The organism is Falsiphaeobacter marinintestinus, assembly GCF_007923355.1.
GTDB classification, from domain to species: Bacteria; Pseudomonadota; Alphaproteobacteria; order Rhodobacterales; family Rhodobacteraceae; genus Phaeobacter_A; species Phaeobacter_A marinintestinus.
This window is the reverse complement of record NZ_VOGO01000024.1, coordinates 1-11546: the sequence shown is the minus strand read 5'-3', so window position 1 is coordinate 11546 and position 11546 is coordinate 1. Positions and strand designations below refer to the sequence as shown.

At 59.9% G+C, this 11546-nt stretch carries 9 protein-coding genes and 1 pseudogene; 5 read left to right on the top strand and 5 right to left on the bottom strand.

The genetic code is table 11. From position 1 onward, the window contains the following. Positions 1-18: 18 nt before the first annotated feature. Genes FOY56_RS22970 through FOY56_RS24025 form a run of 4 tightly spaced genes read right to left on the bottom strand, consistent with a single transcriptional unit; the run spans position 19 to position 4738 of the window. A complete protein-coding gene (locus FOY56_RS22970; RefSeq protein WP_146348489.1) occupies positions 19-1182 on the bottom strand; it encodes a hypothetical protein in 1164 nt (387 codons plus the stop codon). Continuing rightward, the gene (locus FOY56_RS22965) at positions 1183-2064 is read right to left on the bottom strand and encodes a Stf0 family sulfotransferase (RefSeq protein WP_146348488.1); all 882 of its coding nucleotides are present in this window, start codon (positions 2062-2064) and stop codon (positions 1183-1185) included. It abuts the gene before it with no gap. Positions 2065-2103: 39 nt separating this feature from the next. After that, positions 2104-2805 (bottom strand): ABC transporter ATP-binding protein, encoded by a 702-nt coding sequence (locus FOY56_RS22960; RefSeq protein ID WP_146348487.1) that lies wholly within the window; start codon positions 2803-2805, stop codon positions 2104-2106. 28 nt (positions 2806-2833) lie between these two features. Then, positions 2834-4738, bottom strand: a complete 1905-nt coding sequence (locus FOY56_RS24025) for a KpsE/RkpR family capsule polysaccharide export protein (RefSeq protein WP_246139579.1) — start codon at positions 4736-4738, stop codon at positions 2834-2836. A gap of 104 nt (positions 4739-4842) precedes the next feature. Between FOY56_RS24025 and FOY56_RS22945 the strand changes: the two genes are divergently transcribed. The 5 genes and pseudogenes from FOY56_RS22945 to FOY56_RS22925 all read left to right on the top strand — a co-directional run bounded on the left by FOY56_RS22945 (position 4843) and on the right by FOY56_RS22925 (position 10184). Beyond that, positions 4843-5667 carry an ABC transporter permease gene (locus tag FOY56_RS22945; protein WP_246139578.1) on the top strand — a complete coding sequence of 275 codons (825 nt, stop codon included), beginning with the start codon at positions 4843-4845 and terminating at the stop codon, positions 5665-5667. Further along, positions 5664-6566 carry a glycosyltransferase gene (locus tag FOY56_RS22940; protein ID WP_146348486.1) on the top strand — a complete coding sequence of 301 codons (903 nt, stop codon included), beginning with the start codon at positions 5664-5666 and terminating at the stop codon, positions 6564-6566. The genes FOY56_RS22945 and FOY56_RS22940 overlap by 4 nt, the downstream gene beginning before the upstream one ends. A gap of 244 nt (positions 6567-6810) precedes the next feature. After that, on the top strand, positions 6811-7500 hold the full coding sequence (locus FOY56_RS22935; RefSeq protein ID WP_186766453.1) for a hypothetical protein: 690 nt from the start codon (positions 6811-6813) through the stop codon (positions 7498-7500). A gap of 294 nt (positions 7501-7794) precedes the next feature. After that, the gene (locus FOY56_RS22930) at positions 7795-8619 is read left to right on the top strand and encodes a hypothetical protein (RefSeq protein ID WP_146348484.1); all 825 of its coding nucleotides are present in this window, start codon (positions 7795-7797) and stop codon (positions 8617-8619) included. Positions 8620-8800: 181 nt separating this feature from the next. Continuing rightward, a pseudogene (locus FOY56_RS22925) lies at positions 8801-10184 on the top strand (transposase). 288 nt (positions 10185-10472) lie between these two features. Here the strand turns inward: FOY56_RS22925 and galE are convergent. After that, entirely contained in the window at positions 10473-11456 is a 984-nt protein-coding gene (galE, locus tag FOY56_RS22920; RefSeq protein WP_146348483.1) for a UDP-glucose 4-epimerase GalE, read from the bottom strand. Between the last annotated feature and the right edge of the window lie 90 nt (positions 11457-11546).

Here is an 11546-nt window from a genome sequence, read left to right as displayed (position 1 = left end):
CGACTTTATCTTCTGACCCTACCCGACCGCGTTTTGCCGGTGCAGGGCCGTTGCGGTGTGAAACAACGCAGCGGCCAGCGCGGCATTGCGCGCATCCAGCTGATCGGCATCGGCCCCCGCCGGCAGGGGGTCAGACAGATCGCCGGACAGCGCCGGTCCAAGCAGCAGCTGACCTTTGACATCGTCAAGCGTGCGCATCAGCCGGGCCTGCATTTCAGCCGCAGGGCCGGGTTCGGCGGGTTGGGTCTGTGACGGCTCCAGCGACCGGTCGGCATATGCCGTCCCTGACCACCAGCCGGGCGCATCCCGCATGCGGCTGGCCTGATCCTCGGGCAGCATTGCGCAAAGCGCTTCGTTATCGGCGCGGGACTGCGCGGTGATCTGTCCGGCCAGATCAGGGTCCACGACCCATGGGGTCGGCTGATCCCCCAGCCCAAAGCCAGCCAGCGCGAAATCGATCACGGCCCGGCCTTTGCGCAGGTCGGGATGGCGCTGGAACAGGCGCAGGACTTCACCGGGCAGGCTGACATTCGAGGTTTTGCCCTGCGGCAGACCCGGGTCCGGGGTCAACCCGTAAGCGGCAAGAAAATCACCGACGATATCGCGTGACAACAGCCGCACCGCGACATCGGTACAGGCCGGGTGCTGCTGCCATGTCTGCAGATGGCTGTGCCATTGGCACTGGGGCAGATGGCGCTTGGCCCAAACCTCAAGCTTGAGGGGTCTTTTCGACCAGGCACCCCATTGCCACCACCCGGAATTGATGGTTTCGACCTGCGGGCGCACCACGGCGAACACGCCGAACGCTTCGCCCAGATCCTCAAGCAGCCCCATCTCGGTCATCATATCGCATCTCGGCAGCCAGCTTTCGTTCGACAGGACGACATGATCGTGATTGGCCAGCAGGCCCCGCAGATCACTCAGCGCGCGATCACGAAAAGACCGGTTCAGATCGAGCAGATCCTGCGCGGTCGCCGACGAGACATAGCCAAAACTCTGGCTGCGTGCCATGGTGGCCAAAGCCTCTCCGTGCACCAGCCCCCGCCGGGCATGCAGCGCGGCATAGACCACGTCGGGCGTGCCCGGGGCAGTCAGTCGGGGCTGGGCGGAGAATGTGCTCTGCAGGGCGCTGGATCCGCATTTTGCGCCCCCAACATGCAGGATAAGACGGGGGTGGCCCATTCAGGGGTCTCCTGAAAGACCGTGCCCGTCGCTATCGCTGATGGTCGTAAGCAAAGGGTCCAGGCCCACGTCGAGCGACGCGAGCAATTCGTCTTTGGCCATCGCCATATAGCGTTCCCGCCACTCGGCGTTCAGCTCGTTCGCCTGGCGTTCCAGCCGTGGCTCGCTGGGGGACCATGTTGACAGGTTGCGCCCCAGGAACCGGCCGATCCGCGCGATCACGGTTGCCGGGCTATTGTCTAGCCCTTCATAAGTGACCCGCATATAGGGCACTTCCAGCAGTTCGGTGACCAGCCGCATCCGGATTTCTTCTTCCAGACAGGCCTGCACGGCCCGGGCAATGCGACCGGCGTTGAAGACCGGGTCAGCCGTTGCCTGGGGGGTCTGGCGTGATGTCCACTGCAGGGTCTGGTTGGCAATCACCAGGGAAATCGCCTGGCCGACAACGTCTCCGCGCACGATATGCACCATTTTGACGCCCTGATACATCTTGTCGATCCGGGCACGCTTGAGCATCAAAAGCTGGTCCCACGACGCCTTGAACCCGTGGATATGTTTGGGTTTCGGGCTGTACCGGGCCTGTGCGGCGCGGAAGTAATCGGGAAAACTCTCGATCCCCTGCTTCTCGGAAACATTGCGCACCACCGGATGATTGAGATGTTCGGCAAATCCGCTGAATCCCCGAAGGCCTTTGAGGTACTCTCCCAGCAGGGTCGATCCCGAGCGGTTGAAAAATCCCAGCAAAACCAGCGGCCCGCCGAATTCCGGCTCTGTGCCTTCATAGGTGAAGGTTTCGGGAAAAAACTCCCGGATCGCGGTTTCGTGGTTGCCCGAGGCCGCCATGATCGGAGGCAATGCCATCATTTGATCTTCCGTCATCATTTTACTTTTCTACATACTGTCATTGGCCAAGCCCGGATGCTAGGTGCCCGTTCCCGGTAGAACCTTCTTACGCCGCTCTTCACCGGCCCGCTCCATATTTGCCTCGTGCACGGCGATCGCCTCTTCAACATCGTCAAAAACTGTGATCTCTCCGTTTTCCAGCACCAGCGCCACATTGCAAAGCGCCTTGACCTGCCGCATCGAGTGGCTGACCACGAACGACCCGGACGTCGACATCCGGTCCAGAAAGACCGCTTCGGCTTTGTCGCGGAAACTCTTGTCGCCTGCGGCGGTGGATTCGTCGACCAGGTAATAATCGAACTTGACGGCCATCGAGGTGCCAAAGGCCAGCCGCCCTTTCATGCCCGAAGAATAGGTGCGGAGCGGCAGATAGAAATGCTGGCCCAGATCGGCGAAGTCCTCGACGAATTTGCGCATCTCGTCGGTATCAATCCCATAGGTCCTGGCAACGAATTTGGTGTTTTGCGCCCCGGTCAGTTCCGGGTGGAACGATCCGGCAAACCCCACCGGCCAGGAAATCGTGCTGTCGGTGACGATTTCGCCCGAGGTCGCGTCCATGGTCCCGGCCAGGATTTGCAGCAGGGTGGATTTGCCTGCGCCATTGCGGCCCAGAAGCGCAACGGATGTATTGGCCGGCACCGTCAGGTTGAGATTTTCAAACACCACGTGCCGCCGCCCGCTGGTGGTGAAGACTTTGGTCAGGTTGCGTATCTCGATCATGGTCTCACACCACTCCGGCCCGGTCCCGTCAACGACGGTCCCGCAGCGCGTATCCGGTCAGCACGCTCACCGCCCAGATCAGGATCAAAAGCAGGCTCAGCAGGACCATGATCTGGATCCGGTCGGGATATTGCGACTTTTCGGCCTTGGTCGGATTCACATGTGCAGCCAGATAGCGGCTTTGCCGACGGGCTTCGTTCTGGGCCGACACGAAGGTGGCCAGCGCCGCAGTATACGCCTGTTCGGCGAATTCCCGGTCCACGGCCAGCGCCTCGAATTCGCCGACCAGATCAGCCACCGAGACGTTGTCATCGACGCCTTCCAGCCCCAGTTCCGCGCGTTCTTCGGCGATCTGCGCCTTGATCACTTCGATCTTCAGTTCGGTCTGACGGATCCGCGGATCATTGGCGCGTGCGGTTTCCTGCAGCAGCCTGCGTTCAATCTGGGCATCGGCCAGCTGGCCTTCCAGCGCGCCGATCAGGCCCGACTGCGTCTGGGTCTGCATCGTGGGGTCGACCAGTTGTGTGCGGTTGCGGAAGGCCTGCAACGCCACGCGGGCCTCTTTCAGCCGGTCTTCGGCCTGGGTCAGTTCTTCGCGGGCATAGCCGATCGCATCTTCGCGGGCGATGGCACTCAGCTTGTTGATCATCGCGCTGGACCGGTCGCGGATCTGTGTGGCAATTGCGGTGGCGTTTATCGGGTCGAACGCCAGAACGCGCAGGTCGATCAGCCCGGTGCCAGGATCGTAATAGATTTTGACCATGCGCGCCCAATAGGCGGTCAGATCCTCGATCGTGCCCGGCGGATGATAGGCAAAGATCGGGTCGACATCGGGATCGGCCTTGGACCAGATGTTGCGCAGATCCAGATCGGCGTCGATGGCACCGACCAGCTCCTGACCCTGCAGGAATTCATACAGGATATCGGTGTCTGACGTGGACGACCCCGACAGGTCGGTGGCGAGACCCATGATTTCGATCGACGAGCCGACCTCTTCGGTGCGCACCGAAAAACCGACATAGCTTGCATACTGATCCGCAGCCCGGTTCCACAGATACCATCCGGCGACGGCGACCGGCAGGGCCACCATCAGCAGGAAGCTCAGAAGCGTGACCCAGTGGCGGGTCCTGAGACCGGCCGATCCGACCGGGGGCTGCACCACCACGATCTTCGGCTTGTCCTTCTTTCCCTTCCCCTTCTTGGCTGGCGGCTGGCCCTGAGGGCTGGGTACCGGCAAGGTGGTCGGGTCGGCATCACCCTGATCGGCCTGTTCGGCCCGTGCCGCTGCACGTCGGGCGGCCCGTTCGTTCACATCCTCGGGGGATCGGTCGCGGGAGGGGCTGTCGGTGGGCCGTCCTTGCGCCCCGCCCTTGGCGGATTTCCGCCCGGCGGCGCCAGCCGAAGGGCTTTGGCCCGTGTCCGGTTCACCCTGTTCAAGGGATTTCGGCAGATGCGCATCCCGGATCGGGGTGTCCGGCGGGGATTGTCGGCGCAAACCCGCCCCGCCCGCTCCGGCGGCCTTTAGTCCGGGCCGTCCCGGACCACCCGCCTTTATTCCGCTCCGACCCGGTCCGCCTGCGCGCCGGGCGCCCGGCTGCACCTGAACGACCTTTGCTGCGGCCGCTCCGACGACTGCGGCAGTGACGACTGGTTCAGGTTCTTTGATCTCAACGGTGTCGTTGTCTCCATCATCCTTGGCCGGCTCCGAAGAAACTGCGGTCTCGGCACTGATGTCAGGATCGGTTCCAGAGCCAGGTTCGGGGCCAGGTTCGGGGCTTGCGGCGAGGGCCTCTTCGGAGATGTCAGCCGGTGTCTCAGATGATGCCTCAGAGACGTCACCAGAGAGGTTGAGGGCCTCAGCAGTGTCGGTTTCTGAGGTCTCTTCGGGCGCTTCGGGCTGTTTCTTGGGAAATGAGGAAGTCGGCGCGGTCAAAGGCGGAACCTTTCGGGACAAGTCATTGTAACTATACTCGCGTTGTTACATAAAGGCAGCGGTATTTCCAACCAGCATAAGTTGCTTATTCGCCGCATCAGCACATGACCGCCACAGACAACCCAGATCTCCCGGCGCCGCCCCTGCGGCCCAAGGCCAAAGCGCGCAGCTTTGCCACGATGCGCACAATTATGGCGCTGATTCTGCGCGAGATGTCGACCAGCTATGGGCGCAATCCGGGTGGCTATATCTGGGCTTTTCTGGAACCTGCCGCCGGGATCGCCATCATGGCGACGCTCTTTTCACTCGGCTTCCGTCATCCGCCCATCGGGTCGAATTTCGCCCTGTTCTTCGCCAGCGGCATGGTGCCCTTTTTCATGTGGCAGGGTCTGGTCATGAAGATCGGGGCGTCGCTGGCCTTTTCCAAGCAGTTGCTGGGGTATCCGGCGGTCACCTATCTGGATGCGCTGATCGCGCGGTTCCTGCTGAACGCCATAACCCTGCTGCTGGTGAATTATATCATCCTGGTCTTCATCATCATCGCCTGGGATGTACCGGTCTCGCTGCGCTTCGGGCGGATCGCCTTGGGCTATGCCGAACTTTTGTCGTTTGCCATCGGAGTTGGGCTTCTGAACAGTTTTCTGACCGGAGTTCTGCCGGTCTGGGGACAGATCTTTTCGATCATCACCCGGCCGCTCTTCCTGGTCTCGGGCACGATCTTTATCTACGAGCAGATCCCCTCGCCCTATAACCAGTATCTGCTGTGGAACCCGATCACCCACGGGATCGCGACCATCCGTTCCGGGTTTTATGCCCGCTATGATGCGGCTTATGCCGATCCGGTCTTTGTCTTTAGTGTGTCCGGAGTTCTGGGGATCGCCGGTCTGCTGTTCCTGCATCGGTTCCACAAGTACATCCTGTTCCGGTGAGCCGGCCCAGTGTTCGGATTCTGCTGGCCACCTGGAACGGGGCAGCGCACCTGTCTGAACAACTGGACAGCTATCTGACGCAAGACATCCCCGACTGGGGCCTGTGGATCTCCGATGATGGATCGACCGATGGCACCTGGGACATCCTCGAAGCATTCCGCGCCGCCCATCCCGACCGCGAAATCCGGCTGATGCACGGGCCCCGCCACGGGGCGGCGGCGAATTTCCTGTCGCTGCTCACCCATCCCGACCTGCCCCCCGGTCCGGTGGCGCTGTCGGATCAGGATGACGTGTGGATGCCGCATCGCCTCAGCCGGGGGCTGGCGGGCGTCGCAGGTCATGACCGGGCGGCGCTTTACGGATCGGTCACAACCGAAACCGATCCCGATCTGATCCCGCTGCGCACCCAGAAAGGCCCCCTGCCCCCGCCCTCGTTCCAGAACGCGCTGGTGCAGAACATCGTGGCGGGCAACACGGTCACCCTGAACGCCGCCGCCCTCCGGGCCCTGCGGGCCGCCGGAGCCCCCGACATCCCCTATCACGACTGGTGGATCTATCTGCGCCTTGCCGGGATCGGGGCCCATATCACGCTGGATGATGTCCCGGTGCTGTACTATCGCCAGCACGCGCAGAACGTGATCGGGGCGCATCGCGGGGCGATGGCCCGGCTGCAACGCGCCCGGGCGCTGGTGCGCGGCACCTATCGCGACTGGCTGCGCGCCAATCTGACTGCGCTGCTGGCGCGGCCCGGCGGGCTGATCCCCGCCCATGCCGAGGCCGCCCGGACCCTGCTGACCATGCGCCCCCGCGCCCGCGCCCTGATCCTGTCCGGCGCGCGGCGCTCAACGCCTGCCGGTCAGCGTCTGTTGCAGATGTTGGCGCGGACGGGGCGACTTTAGCGGGTCTTCTCTGGCATCCGCGCCACCAACCTTTATAACGTTGATCTAACAGCGCCGCGTAGACGGGGTTCATGTGAATATGGCGGGATAAAGGGCTAAAATGGCTCAAAAACCAAGATTATGGCTTCATATAGGGCCGTCCAAAACCGGCACAACCACCATCCAAACTGCGTTGCAGGCCAATGATCTGTTTCTTCAAGATGCGGGTATTTTGGTTCCGGTCCTGTGTGACAAGGCCCCCTCTTTGATGGTATCCCAGCATGTCTTTGCCAAAGCCGTATACGAAGATCGGTTCGACTGGATCCAAGAGCGTATCGACGCCTTGCCTGAGTATCCCGACACGATCATCAGCTCGGAATGGTTTGCCAGGGTCAAAGCCGGGCGCAAACCGCGGTTGAACCGGTTGGCCGAGATCCTGACGGCCCGGTTTGACACACGCGTGATATATTACGCGCGCCACCCCGTGCCCCGCAGCATCTCTGACATGCAGCAGACGCTCAAGGGGGGCACGCGAACCCTGAGCCAGATGTACGCCAAACCCAAGATTTATAATCTCAGACGTGACCTGCGCGAGTTTGCAAACGCCTTTGGGCGACAGGCGATGATCGTGCGAAAGTTTTCACGGTTGGCCTTTGTTCAGGGGGATCTTTTGTCAGATTTCTGCGCGTGTATCGATCGCCATGGCCTGCTTGATCATGTCAAACGGGAAACCCACAATCAGTCGATGTCGCAGGAAACAGCTCTCGCCATCGAAGCCTATCGGGCCAAAACCGGTGACAAAAGAAACATTGGAGCACAGGACCCAAGGTTCTTTGTCGAAAATGGTACCAAGTTCACATTGCCGAACGAGGTCATCCAAAAAATCCTCGCTGACACAGCACAAGAGCTGGATTGGCTACAGGAAACCTATGGGATCGACCTGAGACAAGATTAAGCCGTATGGGCTACGTATCTTGGATGCCAGCGGTCCACCGATGGTATGGGAGAGATTCCGCTAAGGGGCAGGATTGCAGCATACGCAAAACGGATGACCACGGACCAGCTGAATCCATTGATGTTTTCGGCTTCTAAGCCTTTGGTTTTGTTGAGGTGAAACTTGCCCCAATTGCCACTTAACTGATTAAGGCATTCCAAGGTCCGGTGTGCGGGACAAAGTGTGAGTTCGCCGTGAGTGCGCCAATGTCCGCTTGTTGTTTTACGTATGAAAAGTTCTTCTTCCGCTCTGAGGATGACCATTGAGATTTCGGGAGTCTGCAGGCTAAATATCGGTGTAGCGGCAGAAATTCGCGCGGTTTTGGAGGACTTTTTGCGGATTTTTAAGGCGGTTATTCTGGTGCTCGCGATGCCGATTGCCCTATTCGCGTCTGCCGTCGCATGGGCGTTTCTCCAAGTGCAGGTTCTTTATCCACTTCAATATGCACGCCTCCGAACTCAAGCCGAAGCATGGAACAGGGAGAACTGGGAAACTGGGTCAGCGCTGCGGGTCACTGTGCAGGTTTCTTCCGGTGAAGCGCTAGGCAGGAAATCGGCGACCGCTACCGTCAATTGTTATCAGAAGATGTTTGCCCGAGCCGGTGGACTGAAAGGTCGACCAGGAAGTCCTGTAGTCATCAAGTCCGATGGACCTGGTTACCTAATCCTTCCCTTTGGGCCAAACGCAATGCATAGCACGCCGTTGAGAGATGTCTGTCGCGATGCGTTTCGCAAACACGAGGAATGGCAGCTCCCTCACGTCACAGAAAGCCACTATTATTGGTCCAACATCGTGGCCAACGATCAATCGTTTCGTTGCTTTCTAGGCAATGATCCACGAACGACCCGAGGAAAGATAACTCGCCCGACCTTTCTGGACGTCCAGCAGCTACCTCTGCACGAGGTCCTTTCGGTCGATGAGTATGATGCGCTGCCCTATCGGGACGAACACCCATACACTCGCCCGCCTCCAACTTACTACTGGTGGACAGAGGAGGTCGATACGAAGTGCTGGCGCGCCCACATTCGCGACAACTGCACCTCGGACGTCGAAAAGATATGCGGCACACCATTTAGTTAGTGCTTTCGACACACTGTGCAGTTCTGGAAGCAATTGGTCCATCACACGCCGACCTCTAAAGCGGGCGTTCGTGCGAAGCACAGCATTGGTCAGTAATGGGCTGATTGTGTTGAAAAACTCTTCCTTGATCGAGGAATGATCTACTGATTCACTCCATCGTACGGATGGGGAGGATTTTGCGATGATGGGACCGAAGCAGGACGCACAGGCGGCGTTGTTTTATGAGGTCTCGTTGGAAGATTACGTCTCTCAAAACCACCTTTTGCGGTCAATTGATCGGGTCGTTGATCTGAGCAGCATCCGCGCGCATCTGTCGGATTTTTACAGTCACACGGGCCGTCCTTCCATTGATCCGGAACTGCTCATTCGGATGCTGTTGATGGGGTATTGCTTCGGTATTCGCTCGGAACGCCGGCTCTGCGAAGAGGTGCATCTGAACCTCGCCTACCGCTGGTTTTGCCGTCTCGATCTGACAGACCCAATTCCAGACCACTCAACCTTTTCCAAGAACCGGCATGGCCGGTTCCGCGAGAGTGATCTGTTGCGCCATGTGTTCGAAATGACCGTTGCGCGCTGTATGCAGGAAGGATTGGTGGGTGGCCAAGAATTTGCCGTCGATGCCAGCTTAATCAGTGCCGATGTCCAGAAACAAAACTCCAGCAATCCGGATGACCGGGCTGCGCGAGAGACCGACCCGGACACCGCACCACGGGCGGTGCGCGAGTATCTCGGTACCCTCGATGACGAGGCCTTCGGTGCCGCCACCACAGTCAAACCCAAGTTCACCGCTCATGCCGACCCCGCCAGTCAATGGACTGCGGCGCGCAAAGGTCCTGCTTTCTTTGCGTATTCCACCAATTATCTGATCGATACGGATCGCAGCGTCATCGTTGATGTGGACGCCAGCCGGTCCAACAAAACCGCCGAAGTGGGCGCAATGCGGAAAATGCTCGACCGGACCGAAGAACGCTTTGGCATGAAGCCAGATTGGATCGCAGCAGATACGGCGTATGGGTCTTTCTGACAATCTTGTCTGGCTCGCGCTCAAGCGAAAAATCCTTGCCTTCATCCCTGTTTTTGACAAAGGCGAGCGCACGGATGGAACGTTCTCGCGATCCGACTTCACATGGGATGATGAGAACGACCGCTACATCTGTCCCGGCGGCAAAGAGATGAAACACACCTGGCGCACCTATTCCGACCCCGCCTGGAATGTTCCAAGTTGGAAGGCTCGCAAGTATCGGGCGCTGAAATCCGATTGCGCCGGGTGCGTGTTGAAGGAAAAGTGCTGTCCCAACTCCGAGGCCCGCGCGGTCCATCGTGAGAAATACGAAATCGTCAGAGACTTCGCCCGCCAATGCACGGCGTCAGGCTTCAATCCGACAGCCCAGAAGCGGCGAAAGAAAGTCGAGATGCTATTTGCACATCTCAAACGCATCCTTGGCCTCGGACGGCTCCGATTACGCGGCCCATTCGGCGCCCAGGATGAGTTCACCCTCGCAGCAGCCGCCCAAAACCTCCGGAAACCAGCCAAACTCAAGCCCATGGAGCTCGCCTTTGAATAAAAGGGCAGCCCAACCTCCGACATCCCAATAAATTAACGTGGTTGCACTTGTCAGAGCACGAGAAAGGAAGTGTTTTTCAACACAATCAGCTCGCAGCGCCGTTCGCGGCACAAGCATGTCGGCTTGTGATCGGTCCTGCCCCCTACCGGAATCCACCCCGTATGCGTCGATTTGGTCAAACACCTGCACACCCGATCCGGACAGCTGTGACCTGTTCGCCAATCTGTGGGATCAAGCTCTAGGGCACTGAGGGGGGTATTCGTTCCAGCAGGGTCGCCTGCGTGACCCCTATGTGTCGTAATGCCCCGACTGATGCCAGCGCCAGGCGTCGGCGATCATCTGGTTCATGGTGGACCGATGCGGGGTCCAGCCCAGTTCGGCCTCGGCGCGGGTGCTGCCTGACACCAGTTTGGTGGCGTCTCCGGCGCGGCGCGGGCCGATGTCATAGGGCACCGTGCGGTTGGTCACGGCGCGGGATTGCTCGATCACCTCCATCACCGAAAACCCGGTGCCGGTGCCTAGGTTGAAGACCCGACTGCCCTTGCCGTCCTCAAGCCATTTCAGACCCAGCACATGGGCATCGACCAGATCGCAGACATGCACGTAATCGCGGATGCAGGTGCCGTCGGGCGTGTCGTAATCCTTGCCATGAACCGTCAGCGCATCCCGCTTGCCGTCAATCGCATCCAGCATCAGCGGGATCAGGTGGGTTTCGGGCTGGTGGAACTCGCCAACCTCGGCCTGTGGATCCGCCCCCGCCACGTTGAAATAGCGAAAGATCACCGCGCTCAGCCCGTCCGAGGCTTCGAAATCGCGCAGCATGTCTTCGATGGTGCGCTTGCTGGCGCCATAGGCGTTCAGCGGCAGCTGCGGGGTATCTTCGTCCAGCACCACGTTGTCATGATCGCCATAGGTGGCGCAGGTCGAGGAAAACACGACATCAAGGCACCCGGCCGCCACCGCGGCTTCGATCAGGTTGAGAGACCCCGCAACGTTGTTGCGCCAGTATTTACCGGGCAGCTTCATCGCTTCGCCGACCTGGCTGAGGGCGGCGAAATGCATCACGGCGGCGGGCGCGTATTTGGCGAACACCTCGTCCAGACGGGCCCGGTCCAGCAGGTCGCCCTGCTCAAACGGGCCGAATTTCACCGCATCGCGCCAGCCGGTTTCCAGGTTGTCAAAGGTCACAGGCGTATAGCCTGCGGCCTTCAGCGCCTTGCAGGCATGCGATCCGATATAGCCGGCCCCGCCGGTCACTAAGATGTTGGTCACGGTCTTTGCCCCTGCCTTCATGTTTTGCCTTACTGCGCGGCCTTGTCGATGTGGACGATGTCTTCGAGGTAGCGGGCAAGGTCGTCGCGC

Bases quoted from the DNA above. Each gene is read 5' to 3' on its own strand.
- FOY56_RS22970 (WP_146348489.1), bottom strand. From the start codon at position 1,182: ATGGGCCACCCCCGTCTTATCCTGCATGTTGGGGGCGCAAAATGCGGA.
- FOY56_RS22965 (WP_146348488.1), bottom strand. From the start codon at position 2,064: ATGATGACGGAAGATCAAATGATGGCATTGCCTCCGATCATGGCGGCC.
- FOY56_RS22960 (WP_146348487.1), bottom strand. From the start codon at position 2,805: ATGATCGAGATACGCAACCTGACCAAAGTCTTCACCACCAGCGGGCGG.
- FOY56_RS22945 (WP_246139578.1), top strand. From the start codon at position 4,843: ATGACCGCCACAGACAACCCAGATCTCCCGGCGCCGCCCCTGCGGCCC.
- FOY56_RS22930 (WP_146348484.1), top strand. From the start codon at position 7,795: ATGACCATTGAGATTTCGGGAGTCTGCAGGCTAAATATCGGTGTAGCG.